Source organism: Virgibacillus halotolerans (assembly GCF_016908515.1).
Classification (GTDB): Bacteria; Bacillota; Bacilli; order Bacillales; family Amphibacillaceae; genus Virgibacillus_M; species Virgibacillus_M halotolerans.
In genome coordinates this window covers 63,945-80,712 of sequence record NZ_JAFBEA010000005.1, presented here as the reverse complement: position 1 = coordinate 80,712, position 16,768 = coordinate 63,945, and the positions used below count along the sequence as shown (strand labels likewise).

Below are 16,768 nucleotides of genomic sequence, written 5' to 3'. Positions count from 1 at the left end.
ATATAAAAACCACCCAACTCTCATTAGAGATTGGGTGATAGCTTTTTGGTATTTTATTTCTTTACAGCATGTATATAATGCGTCGTTTCAAAGGCCGATAGGTAATCATTTCGATTAGCAAAGTATGTTTTATCAATATCACTTGGTGATAGATGTTCATAAATAAATAACCCGCACGCATCTAACATTTTCTCAACTTCATTATAAGAAAAACATGACTTCATCGGCTCGCCACTTGCTGCCGCCATTTTTACCGTATTGGCAACTCTGTTTGATTTTCCGTTCACGTCAAATAATCTCTCATCTGCATAATCAAAAACGATGGAGCTACCTGTTGGAACATCAGCGAACAAATTCTCCATCAATCTTGTATTTTCTTCTTTCGTTAAATAATAAGAAACGCCTAAAAGACTAAAGAATGTTCTCTTGTTCTCAAATCCCTTATTCATTAGTTTTTGATAAGAAAATGCTTTGGTAAAATCCATTGGAACAAAATGGAGATTATCTGGGATTTCTAATTGGGCGTTTGTTAACCGTTCCTTTTTAAATGTTTGTGTCGTAGGATGATCAACTTCAAATATTTCTATTTTATTTTTCAACTCTGGGTAGCGAAAACAAAAAGTATCCAATCCGGATCCGAGTATTACATATTGTTCAGATCCTAAGGTAACTTCATGAAGTAATACTTTTTCGCAATATGCGGCACGTGCCAATGGTGTTGGAGAAAGCTGGACTTGTGTAATCCATTTTAAAATTTCGTCAGGGTTATCTTGAAACCTTTGAGCAATATCGTTGTTGAAAAATTGTATTCCCTGAATCATATTCTCACTAATGTCTGAGAATTCATTTTTATTAATTAGATCTTTTGCGATAAAATCATCAAAAATTTTAGGTGTGTCATATTTACTATGATAAGCTCTACCGAAAGCTGATATTAAAGCAGTTAAACTAAAATTATTTTGTTTCATCAAAGTGTCCTCCTTCAATAAAAAATGAGATTCCCCCGGCCAGGAGAATCTCATTATACACGTAAATAGTTTAACTGTAAATTATAGCATAAAAAATATTTTTTGTCAATTATTTTCAATTGAACATTTAATCCATTTAGGTAAAATAGCAATCGGAACAGAAGTTGATTTTATGTGACTTGAAGGATGGAAATGAACCCTTCCGAGCTAAATTATCAAGATACAAAAGCAGTTATATGATTGCATTTTGAACTAAAGCATTACTTCCTAGTTTCCAAAAGAGATTTATATTATATTATTTTCTTATTATTATAATTTATTCGGAATACTTATGTTAAAATAAATACAGTATTTGTGAAGGAGATTTCTTCAATTAACGCTGCAGTTTAGTTGAAGCATAATGTTACACTATCTTTAAATTGTTTCAAGGCGGTGTTTTATAGTGGGGTTATTTTTTCAAGAAAGAAGCAATAAGAAAAGTGCAAAACCAATTATTGTGATAAGGATTTTAATGTTGACAACAATGGTGATCTTGTTGGTAATGGGAACAATCAAAGGTGTTGATTTTTCTTTTTTTAGGTTAATCTTCATCTTGGCAGGGATAGGTTCAATTATAGATGGGGTTGAAAGTTATTTTCAAGGAGAAAATAAAAAGGTTTATTTTGTTAATTTTGGATTTGCAATACTATGGTTGATGCTAACGCTTCAGTTTTGGGATTAACTTTTTGTTGTTTCACTAGAGCTAACCGGTGCAATGCTTCAATAAAAAAGTCGCTTCTCTTCTTGTGCTAAATGTACAGTCTAGTTGAATGAATAAAGTGAAGAATGAGTGAATGGATGGATGCCCTTTAATTTGGCTAATGAACGTGCTTGCTTTTCTGTGAGATTTTCTTGGTTTTTAGTCGTAGAAAGCACGTTTTGTTAGTTCAGGCTGTGTAGACTGTTCTTCCTTACATCTTGAAATCAAATATTGAATGTAGTTTAAAAGTATATAAGGTAAACAGCAATGTAAAGGAAGGTAACGTATGCGTATTTACTATCGAATTTTATTAAAATTTGTATTGACAACCATTGGCATTGTCCTTATAGCAGCAATTCCTGCTTTGTTCCAAGGAATAAAAGTAGACATTCCTGCTTACATATCTACAGTAGGAACGATCGTGTCAAGCTTTGTTCATCCGAATGCATTAACTTATAGTATTGGTCAGGAAACGTATGCATTGTTTCCCGATTTTTGGGCACGATGGGGATATTCCATCACCTTAATTTTCACAGCCTTTTTTATTTCTTTCTTACTGGCTATGGTATTAACCTTCTTCACAATGCTTTTATCAGAAAAAGTACGTGAAAAAATTAAATTTCTTCTTTTTCTTGGAGAATCTATGCCAGACATTCTCGTAGTCGGACTTTTTATGGTTATTGTGATTCTTATTTATAAGCATACGAACATTTTAATTTTTAATATCGCGGCTTTTGGTGATGAAAAAATCCTTCTCCTGCCAATTATTGTACTTACCATCATGCCGACATTGCTTTTTTATCGAATCATGATTTATGACTTTGAGGAAGAAGCCTCTCAATTATATATAGATGTTGCGCGATCAAAAGGTTTAAAAAAACAAAAGGTTTTATTTTCCCATGTATTACGAAATGCCATTATAAATATCTTTCTACATGCAAAGTCTGTAATAGGCTTTATGCTGTCTAATCTGCTTATTGTTGAATATGTATTTAAAGTAGATGGGATCATGCGCTTCATGTTCGATCATTTTGTGCCAGAAGTATTGATGGTGGGCATGTTGTTTATGTTTGTCCCAATTTATGTTATGCAGGCCATTGGACAGGTTATTATTGAAAAAACGACCGGCAGGCAGGTGGAGGTTTAACTTATGTATGCGAAAAGCCGGTTAAAAAAATTATGCAAACATCCATTATTTTTAGTTGGATTTATCTTTTTGATTTTACTCGTATCATCTAGTTTGATTCATGCGATATTTTTTCACAGCAAGATTCCGGTGACAACCTTCTTGTACAATGGTGAGGGGAAGATTATTGCAAGTGGACCATTTAACCCACTTGAAGTGCCTCCTCTTGGGACGGATCCGACTGGACAACAGATGTTCTTCGTGTTAATACAAGGAGCAAAATATACAATCGGTATTGCTGTCATTGTAGCTGGTTTACGAGTTATTATTTCATCCTTTGTTGGACTGATTTTAGGAAACTACCTTCCCAAACTGAACAAGTATTTTAGTGGGTTGGTGAATGGGTTTTATTATATTCCGACAGCACTGGTCTGTTATGTGCTCCTTTTTGATGTGATGATGATACCATTCGGTTTTGAAGATGAATTTAGTTTTGTGCAAAAAGTTGTGTTTGAATTGTTTGTATTAACGGTTGTAGCTATTCCAACCACTTCTTTATTGATTGGTAATCAAATCAACCAAGTATATAAGGAAGAATTTATTACAACCGCGAAAACACTTGGAGGCAGCCCTATTCATATATTGAGAAAACATGTGCTACCTCATATGAGACCACGTCTACTGATCCAATTCATGCAAGAAGTTGTCCAGGTACTGATTTTGTTAATTCATCTTGGCTTTTTTCATGTCTTGTTTGGTGGAACATTGGAGAAGAAACTTGATACTGATACGACAGAAAAAGTATACATTTCTCTTTCAAGTGAATGGTCCGGAATCGTTGGTGAGGGATTTGAACATTTGCACGGCTGGTCTTGGACTTTTTTTGGCCCTGCCATGGCCTTTGCACTTGTGATTCTCTCATTTAACTTTGTGATTAAAGGGATGGAAGATGTTTTTCTTGAAGATAGACATGGGACTAAAAAAAGGAAGAAGAAGCATTTAAAGAAGAAAACTACACCACGGGAACCACAGTATTTAGATTTTGAGTTTATACGTGATCATGAAAAGTAACGAACCGTCCCTAGACAACTATCATAATACTAATTCCAATAAATCAAATCGGTGTAACACTATAAGGAAAATATAGAAAAACTATCATCATCTTTATAAAATACTTCTTTTTCTCATTCTTAATAGGAATAAATTTTACAGTCTCTTTCCAATTCGATCTAAAGTTAAACTTGATTTATTTGTATTTATTCTGTATACTAGCAATAATTTAAAGAAAACATTATTGAACAACGTTGAAGGGAAAAGTAAGATTTAGTTATTTTTCACAGAAAGCTCTGATTGCTGAGAAGGAGCAAAGATATAAATCTGAACAATGGCCCCTGAGTTTCGTGCTGAACGTATCATTTGATATCAGTAGGTTCCGACGAGATTTGGTACTCGTTATCCATACCACAGTATAAAGTGTCTATAGACACTCGGTACTTGATGAGGCTGTATGTGTGAACATATAGCGAAGTAAGGTGGCACCACGTCAATCCAACCACGTCCTTATCGTTTATTCGATAATGGCGTGGTTTTTTTAATTACAAACAATGGAGGTCTTTTCATGGGTAAAAATTTAGTTATTCAAACTGATTTTGGTGTTAGTGATGGTGCAGTCAGTGCAATGTACGGTGTTGCTATTTCTGTTGATCCATCCGTTCGTATCTTTGATTTAACACATGACATTCCACAATTTAATATCTGGGAAGCTTCTTATCGATTGTATCAAACGATTACCTACTGGCCAGAAGATACTGTGTTTGTATCCGTTGTTGATCCAGGAGTTGGAACGGAGCGCTTAAGTATTGTAGTGAAAACATCAGACAATCAATATATCGCAACACCAGATAATGGAACATTAACACATATAAAAGATCATATCGGGATTGTTGAAGCTCGTATTATCGATGAAAAAGTCAATCGCCTTCCAAACTCCGGTGAATCCTATACGTTTCATGGTCGGGATGTCTATGCATACACTGCTGCTCGGTTGGCAGCAAATGTAATCTCATTTGAGGAAGTGGGACCATCCATTAAGGTGGAAGATATTGTCCAGTTAGAGAATCCTGAAGCATTTATCACAGAAGAAACGATTCATGGCAATATCGACATCCTTGACGTACGATTTGGAAACCTCTGGACCAATATTAACCGGGAGTTATTTCTTGATGCGAAGATTGAATATGGAGATAGACTAGAGGTTACGATCATCCATAATGCAAAGGAAGTATATAAGAATAACGTAAGATATGGACGTTCATTTGCAGAGAGCCGTTTGGGAGAACCACTTCTCTATGTCAATTCACTTGATAAATTAGGAATCGCATTAAACCAAGGATCATTTGCTAAAGCATATAGTATCGGAACGGGTGCTAGCTGGAAAATACGTATACGTAAAATATAGATTGCCCAAATTGCTGAGGTGTTAGAAAAGAAAGGTAAATACAGTCATGCTGCTATTTGCCTTTCTTTATCGTAGTTTTACGGGCAGTAAAACCCCCACTAAATGAGGTTCCACTTTATATTTCAAAAGTATTTTATCCCTAGTATGGTGTGATAAGGTATGCTAGTGAAAGAAAGAAGGCGTAAACATGCGTATTTTCTGGACCCGTTTTACTATCTTTAGTATTTTGTGGGTACTATTAATTATTTTTCAAAGTGAACAAAAATCATTAAGTATCCTATGTTTTGCTGTTACAATGGGGTTCTTTTTCCTTTCATCTATAAAAAAAGGACGATTTGTTTTTTATGTGATGATATCTATACTTATTTTCTTGCATGGATTTGTCCTTGCTAACGAATCCTTCATTACGATATTGCTATTATTATATATGACGACAGAAGCAGCTTTTCGTTTGCGGGAAAAACAACTGCTGCTGTATGGTATGTTAAATCTGATTCTCTCGATTTGGATGACATATATGAAAAGTGATCCGTTTCTTGAGATGACGTTGATTAGTCTGTTTTTATATTTCCTGGTGCTGATTATCAACCGTATGATCAACGAACGGAATGAACAAAAGGAAATCCATGATCAGCTTTTGGGAGAGTATCGGCGTTTGAAACGAATGAACAACGTAGCAGAACGTGAAGCCCGTTTGGAAGAACGAACCAAAATCGCCCGAGATATTCATGATTCTGTCGGTCACCGCTTAACCGCATTAATGATGAAGCTTGAGATGCTGGCAATTCAAAATAAAAATATCGATTATGATGAACTGAAGAAAATGGCAAGGGAAAGTCTAGGGGAAACAAGGCAAGCGGTCAAAGCACTTCAGACAGAGGAAACAGAGGGATTGGCGACGGTTGTTCATTTGATCCGCAAACTGGAGTCGGAAAGCCATATGTTTGTTCAATTTACGATGAAGCAGGGTATTCTATCTGTCCCGCTTTCCAATGACAAAAGTGTTATATTGTATCGGGTTATCCAGGAATCATTAACGAATGCCATGCGCCATGCCCAGTCAAGAGAAGTACATATTACGCTTGGAAAGTCTGCAACGGGAGATATTTCATTTGAAATAACGAATGCGATTTTTTATTCCAAGGCGTTTACATTTGGATTTGGTCTGACAAATATGAAAAGTCGTTTGGAAGAGATGAAAGGAACATTGAATGTTTATCAAACGGAAAAGCACTTTGTTGTAAATGGAACCATACCAATTGATTAAAGGGGGGGATACCATGTGGCGGATATTACTCGTTGAAGATCAAACGATTGTTAGACAAGGATTAAAAGTAATCCTGGAACAAGATGAAAGTATCAAGGTTACGCATGAAGCGGAAAATGGAAAACAGGCAGTCGAAATACTGGAAAGATATATGGTTGATTTTATTATGATGGATGTTCGGATGCCGGTAATGAACGGAATTGAAGCAACACGGATAATTAAACAAAGATGGCCGGATATTAAGATATTAATTTTAACGACATTTAATGATGATGAATATGCACTGCAGGCTTTACGGGAAGGGGCGAATGGATTTTTATTGAAAACTGCTGAACCGGATAAGTTAATTGAAGCTGTACACAGTTGTATGAAAGGTGGCCTAACGCTTCATGATGAGGTTGCAGCAAAAGTAATGCCACGATTATTGCAGCATGCAGAGAAACCTGCAGTGGAAGTTAATCTTTCCTCCCGGGAATTAAAGATTACCAAACTTGTTGGGGAAGGGCTGACAAATAAGGAAATAGCCAATGCACTATTCTTATCGATTGGCACGGTCAAAAATCATCTGACACAAGTCCTGCAAAAAACAGGGCTACGTGACCGAACGCAACTGGCGATTTTTGCAGTGAAGCACGGGATTGGTGACAACTAAAAAAATAATTACCTATTTCATCACAACTACTTCCTGCTCATGCAGGGAGCTTTTTTTGATTATTCTTCGCATAGCTTTATTGTTATTTCCACCGCAGTTGATATAAACTGCGACGTAACATAACGCTTGGAAATACACTACGCTTTCCGCGGACTCGCGCTGAGTCTCCTCGCTCGCAAAGAACACTCACTGTGGGGTCTCATCGTCTTCGCTTTCCCGCTGGAGTCTTCGCGTATTTCCTTCGCTGGTATTGCGCTTTGCAATTTCATAACATTTATTTGTTAATTCAATCACATATCAGCTATCCACTTTTATGATGGTTGATTGGAGCGGAGGGCAGTCGACTCTTGGCGGGGCAAGGAAGCTGAAGCGTTGCCCGCGGAAAGCGACTACCAGCAGCGGAAATCAACATGCTCTTATGTCGTAGTTTCTATCGCTAATAAAGATTTATCCATATTTTTGTAAAAACAACAATATGTTAGAAAACTGTCTTTTTTATTGACAGTATATTTATTAATAAGTGACGGAGGTCATTTATATTTTTATCAATTAGTGACTCCAGACAGTATGCAAAGGGTCCCAATCATCGTAAGCTAAGAACACAGGAGGCGATACAAATGCTTGAATTAGTAGATCTATCCAAGAAATATAAACAATTTTATGCGGTGAAAAATCTGAATATGTTTATTGAAAAAGGCGAAATTGTCGGATTGCTCGGTCCGAATGGTGCAGGCAAATCCACTGCAATCTCCATGCTCTCATCGTTGGTTGAACCAACGGAAGGAGATGTGCGGTTTAATAACAAAAGTGTTATAAAAAAGCCTGCCCCGCTTAGAAAAGTCATCGGCATGGTTCCACAGGAAGTTGCGTTGTATGATGATTTAACAGCGGAAGAGAATTTACACTTCTTTGGAAGAATATACCGTTTAACCGGCGCCCAGCTTAAACAAAGAGTAAATGAAGTATTGGAAATAATCGGGCTGACAGATAGACGTAAAGATATCGTGAAAAAGTTTTCCGGCGGGATGAAACGACGCCTCAATATTGGTGCTGCTTTATTACATGAACCAGAAGTTATCATCATGGATGAACCAACTGTCGGTATTGACCCGCAATCACGGAATTATATTTTAGAAACGGTGAAACGGCTAAACAAGGAAAAGGGGATGACGGTATTATATACGAGTCATTACATGGAAGAGGTTGAGTTTCTTTGTGACCGGATTTATATCATGGATAAAGGCGATTTAATTGCGTCAGGAACGAAGGATGAAATCAAGCGAATTCTTTCTGCAGAGAAGACCATTTCTATCCAGGCAGACCGATTGAATGATTCCTTTATCTCAAAGTTAAAACAGCATCCAACCATCAATCGTGTAATTGCTGAAGAAAAAGAAATTACAATTATGGTGGCAAAAGAAATAAATATGTTCTCTACTTTAATCAAAATAGCCGAAGATGCTGGGATTGAGCTGAATTCCGTTGATATAAAAACGCCAACGCTGGAAGATGTTTTTCTTCATCTGACTGGCAGAGCTTTGAGGGATTAGAGGTGAGGAAGAAATGATTTGGCAAATTATAAAAAAACAGGGATTGATATTATTGCGCAATCCACGGCAATTGCTTTTATTGGTTGGCTTACCAATAATATTAATCGCCATATTAGGTACTGCACTTGCGGGGATGATGGATGATGATACCACACCAGCTATCCATGTGAAGGTTGGCATACTGGAGCATGAGGACGAGGAAGCGCAAACGGACCGCTTTTTAGAAAAATTAGAAGATAAAGGTTTGCCTGAGGAAGCTATGGAAGAAATTCAAGCAAATCGGGAACAAATGACACCCATACAGATGCTAAAGAAATCGGTTTTTGGCAGCGGGGAATTAAAAGAAATGGTTGAATTGCGTGAAGTGAAATCTGCGGAGAAGGAAGCTGTAATGAGTGATGATAGCTACGATGCACTCCTTGAAGTACCAGAAAATTTTACGTATGATGCACTGGCATTTATGTTTCTCGATGAACCGTCACAGCCCATGTTACATTTGTTCCAGAATGAAGGATCAGATATTGGCTTTTCTGTTGTTAAGGATGTAGTACAACAATTTCAAGAACAGCTCACATTAAATACATTTATCGGGAAAGAAGGGATAGATTCCAGTGTTATAAAAATAGATAAGGATGCATTTGCAGGCGAAACAATTCCATTTAATCAACAGGAACCAGTTTCTGCACAAGGCTATTATGCGATTGGGATGGTAGTAATGAATGTCTTGTTTATTGCTTCAACAATTGGTAGCATGGCATTTCTTGAGAAAAAAATGTATGTATTTGATAGGATCATCCTGGCAAATGTATCACGATGGATCTATTTTGCAGGCATATTGATTTCTACATCGCTCTTTGCCTTTTTACAATTGATGCTCATTTATGGTTTTTCCTGGCTGGTTTACGGCGTGCAGTGGCCGCATCTGCTGCCTTTTATAGCAGTATCGCTTGCATATGCAATTGCTGTTGGTAGTATAGGCGTATTACTTACAGCACTTAGTTTTCGCATCAACACAGAAGCAATTCTGTCACTCTTTTCGATTATCATTGTCAGTTTACTCGCCTTTATCGGCGGAAGTTTTTACCCAGTGGGTGATTCCTCCGCATTCCTTCAAAGGTTAGGTGATTTAACACCAAATGGTGCGGCTATGTCAGCATATTTGGCTGTTTTACGTGGTGATGGCATTTCTGCGATTAGTCATCATCTCTACTTTCTCGTTATCTTTGCTTTTGTTGCCATCTTGATTGCAGCAATGAGCTTCCCAAAAAGGGGGTTGACCACATGAAAGGAATTTTATTTGCAAAACTTAAAACGTTTATACGCACCCCATGGTTGTTTATTTTGATGACCTTGATGTCACTTGGGTTTGCATGGATTGTGGGAGGAGCAGATGATGAAAACCAAATGCAGGTGCCTGTTTATGCTGCGAATGAAACCATTCAGGATGGTCTGATCGGAAAAGCGCTTACTATATCAGATACAATTGATTTCAACTGGATGTCAGAAAAGGAAATGACAGATCAGATCGCTGATGATAAGGCTGAAATGGGCGTAAAATTGGAGGAGAATGATTTTCAGCTACTGACAGGTGTAGAATCCCTTAACGCAGATCTGATTAAACGAATAGTCCAGCAGGCTTATGAGAACAGGGAGCAACAGGAGCAAATTGTTGCAGCCACAAGTCTAGTTACAGAGAAAGAAAAAGCAGACGTACAAAAGGAATTACAAGCTGCAATGGAAGCACCGGTGTTTTCAATGGATACCGGAAGTTTCAGAGGGACAGATACTTGGGTTTATGATGATACGTTTCAAAGATTGTTTGGATTTGCATTATTTTTTATGATCTACACGGTTTCTTATAGTGTGCTGCCTATTTTAACGGAGAAAGAGGATGGTATTTGGGATCGTCTCATATTATCTCCGGTAAGGAAATGGGAAATGTATGTCAGCAACTTAATATATAGTTTTCTGACCGGTTATTTACAAGTACTACTCGTTTTTCTTATCTTTCGTTTTTGGATAGGTGTAGATTTCAATGGCAGGTTTGCAGAAACATTGCTATTACTGATCCCGTATGTCTTTGCGGTAGTAGCGCTGGCTGTTTTCCTTACAGCCATTGTCAAAAATCAGCCGCAATTCAGTGCGATTTTACCCTTAATGGCTGTCAGTATGGCGATGATCGGTGGGGCCTTTTGGCCGATTGAAATTGTGGATTCAAAGATTTTAATAGCCCTGTCCAAGATTAATCCGCTAACCTATGGAATGGAAGTATTGAACGGTGTCGCGGTATACGGTTATTCGCTGGAGGAATTGCTCTATCCGATCAGTATATTGTTATTAATGGGAGTGGTACTGATGGGAGTTGGCATGCATTTGATGGAAAAACGCCATATTTAATGAAAGTGGATTGACTGCTCATCGTGGTCAGTCCTTTTTCATATATGTTAGATTAAGTGTAGCGTAGCAAAATGAACATACAGGGAAAGGGTTGGAAACCGATGAAAGAAAAGCTCGGAAACATAGCGAATTTATTAAACCAATATAGAAGCAGTCACAACATACCGGGACTCACTATGAGTATTGTTTCTAATGGGGAAATTATTTATAAGCAAGGATTTGGGACAGTAAGTGTAGATAATCCATTTGCAAGAGCGACAGCAGATACGCTTTTTCCCATTGCAGACATTACAAAAAACTTTACAGCGACTGCGCTTGTTCATTTGGAAGAAACGACTTCATTTAGTTTGGACGTTCCCGTTATTAAATATCTTCCTTATTTTCGTACCAAAAATGGAGCTTATGATAAAATCACAACGAAACATATTTTAAGTCATACGGCAGGGTTTCCCAATGATATATGGATTGTGACGCTGTTGGATAAGGGATTATATACATTTTCCAAAGATATGCCGGAATACCAACATATCTTTGAACGGTTTCCTGATATGGACGGTCAACTTGCAGATCTGGAAACGAGGGAGGATATAACAAGATATTTTGCAAATACTAGTCTGGAAGATGAACCTGGTGAAAGTTGGAACTATTGTACAGATGCCTATGTTATTGCAGCGGATGTTTTAGAAAAATTGAGCGGATTGTCATGGGAGACGTATGTTAGTAAATATATTTTACGACCGATGCAATTGGAACACACCTATATCAATCCAACATTTGATGTTCCTGATGAAGAAAAAGGCAACTACTATATGAAAGGTATTGGTGAGCCAACGCAAGTACCAGCATTGAATAACAGGTTAGGCGCTCCAACCTGCGCTATATACACAACTGTGAATGACATGGCTACCTATTTGTTGAACCATATGCATGGCAAGGGGAATGTTTTATCTGCGCCAGGATTGGCAAAGATGCAAGCTCCAATCGCCAGACGGGAAGCAGGGTTTAGTCATGGATTGGGCTGGGAGATTAAACAACTGGATGGAATGAAAATGGTCGCACATGCTGGCGAATATCTAGGCGTAAGCAGTTTTGTGTCGATGATACCTGAAAGAAAGTTTGGTTTGACCTTATTTTGTAATATGGATACGATAAAGCTTGGAAAGTTATCGGAGCGGATCGTAAAGCGTTTACTTTAGTTAGAGTGGGCAACAACCATGCTGTTCTAAATAGACTTGACTAACAAATGTTGCTATAATCTATACTTACACTATATTTTTTGCGAATAAATGAATGGATATTCATTTTTGTTATTAGTGAATCAAGTATAAAAAATCAGGCTCTATTTTGTTCGCTTGCACTTTTACTTATCAATAATCAGGATTGGAATGTTTAAAAAAAGATGAAGAACATCTGGCGTATTTTTACAAATGATTGGAAAAACATTGGAACGAATTGGGTGGCTGCAATATTAATTGGTGGGCTTATTCTATTGCCATCTTTATATGCCTGGTTTAACATTGCGGCATCATGGGATCCGTATGGACAAACAGATCAAATCCCGATCGGTGTTGTTAATGAAGATGAAGGGGCAACGGTTCGTGATGAAGACATAGATGTTGGGGGAGAGTTGGTTGATTCTCTCAAAGATGATGATTCTATGGACTGGCAGTTTGTTGATCGGAAAAAAGCGATGGACAAAGTAGAATATGGGGATTACTTTGCTGTTATCGTTATTCCGAAAGACTTTTCGGAGAAACTGGGAACAGTTATTTCAGATAATCCGGAAAAGGCAAATGTTGAATACTATGTGAATGAAAAAATAAACGCGATTGCACCGAAGATAACGCAAAAAGGCGCCACTGTCATCGTGGATGAAATTAGCAGTAATTTTATATCGACTGTTAATGGTGTTATTTTTGACATGTTTAATGAGATCGGTGTTGAAATCGAGGCAGAACTTCCGGATATCGAGCGATTTGAAAATTACGTATTTGAAATGGAAAAAAGGTTACCAGAAATTCATAAAACACTGGAAACATCATTATCTGATGCAAGTAGTGCACAGGATATTGTTAAAAGTGCCCAAGGAGAAATACCGAAAGCGGAAGAAATAATTAACAACGGTCTGGACACGATCGATAACACGACTGGATATCTAAAAGAAGCGGAAGATCAAATCAATGAAATGGGGCCAAAGATTAAAGCGGATTTAGAGAAAGCACAAAATACCGCTTCAGAAATTAATGATTTTCTGGATGATGTAAATAACGTTGATATTGACTTTGAAAAAGGGAAAGAAATAAAAGAAGCGTTAGGAATTAAGGTAGATGATTCCATTGAAAGAATTAATGCGGTCGAAGACGCACTAAATGGCGTGTTAGAACAAATAAAGTCTGCGGATACGCCTGAACCGGAACCTGACGAAAATCAGGAAAACGGTGATGAAGAAGAAAATAAAGAAGAGAGTAAAGAAAACAATAATATTGTAAATAAAGAAGAACAAATAGCGAAGATTGAAGACGCAATTGAAAAACTGGAACAGATCAAGGAAGGATTACAAGAAGGTAAGGATAATACTGAGGAACTGGATAGCTTTATTGATAATAAAAAACAAGAAGTGGATGATATATTAGGCAATATAAAAGAACTTTCTACAAACACGAGCAACCGAATTGATGCGTTTGTGAAAGAATATAATGAAAATATCGAGCCTACTGTCCTAAATGAAATTGGAAGTGCAAAAAAGACATTGTCAGACGCAAGGGGAATTCTAACAGATGTACAATCAACCATCCCTGAGGTGGAAGATATCTTGGCTCGGACAGGCGGAAGTCTTGATAAAGGAAAAGGTACGCTGGAGGATATACTCGGTGAATATCCTTATGTCAATGATAAGGTAAAAGAGTTGGCAGATAAAATAAGAAAAATACAGGGTGAAACAGACATCAATGAAATCATTGATCTCCTGCAAAATGATCCCGATGCAGAGCGGGGTTTCTTTGCTGAACCTGTGGAGCTGCATGAAAATAAACTTTTCCCGATTGAAAACTATGGAACAGGGATGACACCTTTCTATACGGTGCTATCGTTATGGGTAGGTGGTTTACTGCTAATTTCTCTATTGGCAACAGATGTCGTAGGTGAAGAGAAGTTTACGTCTAAACAGGTATACTTTGGACGCTTACTCACCTTCCTGACAATTGGTTTATTGCAAACACTGGTTGTGACCCTAGGGGATATGTTTTTAATTCATGTGGATGTTGCCCATCCCGTCTGGTTTGTGGTGTTTGGACTGTTGATCAGCATGGTATTCATGACGATTGTGTATACAGTGGTTTCTGTATTTGGAGATGTCGGCAAGGCGATGGCAATTGTATTGCTTGTACTGCAATTGGCGGGATCGGGTGGAACTTATCCGGTTGTCCTATTGCCGAAGTTTTTCCAAATCATTAATCCATATTTACCATTTACCTATGCGATTGATCTAATGCGGGAAACTGTTGGCGGTATCGTCTGGGAAAGGGTATTTCACGACATGATATTCTTAGGTGCCGTTGGTCTGGCCGTCGTACTTTTCGGAGCATTTTTCAAGAAAATATTAAATAAACAAAGCAATAAATTAATGAAAAAATCTCGGGAGTCTGGTCTATTTCATTAGGAAATGAGGTTTTCCCACTGTGATTATGTGGAAAACATAACGTAGGAGTGATAATAATGGAAATCAATGAACAAGCACGTACAGAGTTATTAAATCACGTAGAAGGACTGTCTGATGAGGATTTAAATAAAAAGCCTTCTGCTGATAGATGGTCAGTGAAACAGATAATGGAACATTTATATCTGATGGAAGGCGCCATTACTAAAACAATAAAAGATCAATTGATATCTGGAGAAATAGAGCATGTGGAAAATAAACCAATCGAGCATTCGATAAACCGAGACGTGAAAGTAGAGGCACCGGGCTTCGCGGTTCCAGGTGATGATTTTTTGAAATCAGATGATTTAAAGCAAAGATTAGCTGGTACACATGAAGGATTGAAAGAATTGGAGAAGGAAGCAGATGAGGAACAACTCAAAGCGAAAGCATATCCACATCCTGCCTTTGGCAAGGTAAGCTTGAAGCAATGGATCCCTTTTGTTGGATACCATGAATTGCGTCACATTGAGCAAATCAAGGAAGTAAAACAGGAGTTAGGTTTATAAGGTAAAAGGCGGACAATGCTGTGCGGAAAACGCACTACAGCGTTGCCCGCCTTTTTGCTTGAGATTTTTTTACTGACTGCCAGAATGAAGGTCTGGGTGTAAAACCGAATGATTTGTATATGTGTAAAAACCGTTGATTTCCACTGCAGGCGGACGCTTTTCGTGCCAATCAACGATATAATGCTTCGAATTAATGGATGATTTAATGATGGTGTATCTTATATTTGGCACTTTGGATAAGTGTGCGTTATGAGCAAAGAAGTAAGCTATTTGTTCATAACTTACCATGATTTGGTGCCGTCACAAATGGTTTTTTCCTGTATAATAGAAAGAAGTTGTTTTTTTAGCAGTAAGAAAGTGCAACTAGGGGATACGCCTAAAGGCTTGGTGTATGCCAAGTTTTCTAAGGAAGGTGACGGCTTTGAAAAAGAAATTATGGATAAAAATTGGTGTAGGGCTCATTATTGTCCTATTTATTATAGATATTGTTGCTGGCTTTTATTTTTATAATCTAGCAATTAAACGTAATGTGAAAGATTTCTTAGTAGGAAATGCAGATTTGGAAGTTTCCGCAGAGGCGATGGATGTTTTTCTTGATGGAGATTGGCGCGATTGGACGGATAGGCAGGATTTCGAACAATGGGAAATGACTTCCTATGATGGGCTAAAACTTCAAGGCTATTATTTGGAAGCAAAAGAGCCGACAGAAAAAACGGTAGTCTTAGCGCATGGCTATCTTGGACACGCACAGGATATGGGATTGTATGGCGAGTACTATTATGAAGAGTTAGGCTATAATATACTGACTGTAGATATGCGTGGCCATGGTGAGAGTGAAGGGGATTATATTGGCTTTGGTTGGGATGATCGATTGGACTTAATTGATTGGGTGAATATGCTGATAGAGAAACAAGGAGATTCCGCTGAAGTTGTGCTTCATGGTGTATCAATGGGGGCTGCATCAGTGTTAATGGCCAGTGGCGAAACATTGCCGGAAAATGTGAAAGCAGTTGTCGCAGATAGCCCTTACTCCAGTGTATATGATTTATTTGCCTATCAGATGGATCGCATGTTTCACTTACCCGCAATTCCGATCCTACCAACGACTAGCCTTGTGACCAAAATGCAGGCAGGGTATTCGTTAACGGAAGCATCGTCATTGAATCAAGTGAAAAAAGCGGAAGTACCGATTTTATACATTCATGGGAATGAGGATACATTTGTACCCACGCAAATGGCAAAGGAATTATATGAAAATACGAAAAGCGAAGCAGAAATAATCACCTTTGATCATGCAGGGCATGGAGAAGCATTTGTTATTGATCAAGATGCATACGTGAAAAAAATGAACGCATTCCTAGCGAAATATATAGATTAGTGATACAGGATGATCAACAGTATTGCAGAT

14 protein-coding genes and 1 other annotated feature are annotated in these 16,768 nt (G+C 37.8%); of the genes, 13 read left to right on the top strand and 1 reads right to left on the bottom strand.

Features of this window, described 5'->3' with window-relative positions:
• Nucleotides 1–53: 53 nt before the first annotated feature.
• Nucleotides 54–968 (bottom strand): class I SAM-dependent methyltransferase, encoded by a 915-nt coding sequence (locus tag JOC34_RS12900; RefSeq protein WP_205137196.1) that lies wholly within the window; start codon nt 966–968, stop codon nt 54–56.
• 442 nt (nt 969–1,410) lie between these two features.
• On the opposite strand from JOC34_RS12900, the gene JOC34_RS12895 reads away from it, so the two are divergent.
• The 13 genes from JOC34_RS12895 to JOC34_RS12835 all read left to right on the top strand — a co-directional run bounded on the left by JOC34_RS12895 (nt 1,411) and on the right by JOC34_RS12835 (nt 16,738).
• The gene (locus tag JOC34_RS12895; RefSeq protein ID WP_205137195.1) at nt 1,411–1,689 is read left to right on the top strand and encodes a hypothetical protein; all 279 of its coding nucleotides are present in this window, start codon (nt 1,411–1,413) and stop codon (nt 1,687–1,689) included.
• A gap of 304 nt (nt 1,690–1,993) precedes the next feature.
• On the top strand, nt 1,994–2,854 hold the full coding sequence (locus JOC34_RS12890) for an ABC transporter permease subunit (RefSeq protein WP_205137194.1): 861 nt from the start codon (nt 1,994–1,996) through the stop codon (nt 2,852–2,854).
• A gap of 3 nt (nt 2,855–2,857) precedes the next feature.
• Nucleotides 2,858–3,904, top strand: coding sequence for an ABC transporter permease (locus tag JOC34_RS12885; RefSeq protein WP_205137193.1), 1,047 nt, complete (start codon nt 2,858–2,860; stop codon nt 3,902–3,904).
• A 224-nt stretch (nt 3,905–4,128) separates the two neighbouring features.
• Nucleotides 4,129–4,398, top strand: a binding site (T-box leader).
• 53 nt (nt 4,399–4,451) lie between these two features.
• Nucleotides 4,452–5,291, top strand: a complete 840-nt coding sequence (locus JOC34_RS12880) for an SAM hydrolase/SAM-dependent halogenase family protein (RefSeq protein ID WP_205137192.1) — start codon at nt 4,452–4,454, stop codon at nt 5,289–5,291.
• 187 nt (nt 5,292–5,478) lie between these two features.
• Nucleotides 5,479–6,558 (top strand): sensor histidine kinase, encoded by a 1,080-nt coding sequence (locus tag JOC34_RS12875; RefSeq protein ID WP_205137191.1) that lies wholly within the window; start codon nt 5,479–5,481, stop codon nt 6,556–6,558.
• A gap of 13 nt (nt 6,559–6,571) precedes the next feature.
• Nucleotides 6,572–7,210, top strand: coding sequence for a response regulator transcription factor (locus JOC34_RS12870; protein ID WP_205137190.1), 639 nt, complete (start codon nt 6,572–6,574; stop codon nt 7,208–7,210).
• A gap of 617 nt (nt 7,211–7,827) precedes the next feature.
• On the top strand, nt 7,828–8,760 hold the full coding sequence (locus JOC34_RS12865; protein ID WP_205137189.1) for an ABC transporter ATP-binding protein: 933 nt from the start codon (nt 7,828–7,830) through the stop codon (nt 8,758–8,760).
• Nucleotides 8,761–8,773: 13 nt separating this feature from the next.
• Nucleotides 8,774–10,045 carry an ABC transporter permease gene (locus JOC34_RS12860; RefSeq protein ID WP_205137188.1) on the top strand — a complete coding sequence of 424 codons (1,272 nt, stop codon included), beginning with the start codon at nt 8,774–8,776 and terminating at the stop codon, nt 10,043–10,045.
• Entirely contained in the window at nt 10,042–11,157 is a 1,116-nt protein-coding gene (locus tag JOC34_RS12855; RefSeq protein ID WP_205137187.1) for an ABC transporter permease, read from the top strand. Before JOC34_RS12860 ends, JOC34_RS12855 begins: the two co-directional genes overlap by 4 nt.
• Nucleotides 11,158–11,258: 101 nt before the next feature.
• Nucleotides 11,259–12,353 (top strand): serine hydrolase domain-containing protein, encoded by a 1,095-nt coding sequence (locus JOC34_RS12850; protein WP_205137186.1) that lies wholly within the window; start codon nt 11,259–11,261, stop codon nt 12,351–12,353.
• Nucleotides 12,354–12,556: 203 nt separating this feature from the next.
• Nucleotides 12,557–14,815 (top strand): YhgE/Pip domain-containing protein, encoded by a 2,259-nt coding sequence (locus tag JOC34_RS12845; protein WP_205137185.1) that lies wholly within the window; start codon nt 12,557–12,559, stop codon nt 14,813–14,815.
• A gap of 56 nt (nt 14,816–14,871) precedes the next feature.
• Entirely contained in the window at nt 14,872–15,360 is a 489-nt protein-coding gene (locus tag JOC34_RS12840; protein ID WP_205137184.1) for a DinB family protein, read from the top strand.
• Between the two features lie 421 nt (nt 15,361–15,781).
• Nucleotides 15,782–16,738 (top strand): alpha/beta hydrolase, encoded by a 957-nt coding sequence (locus JOC34_RS12835; protein WP_239544364.1) that lies wholly within the window; start codon nt 15,782–15,784, stop codon nt 16,736–16,738.
• The last annotated feature ends 30 nt before the right edge of the window (nt 16,739–16,768 follow it).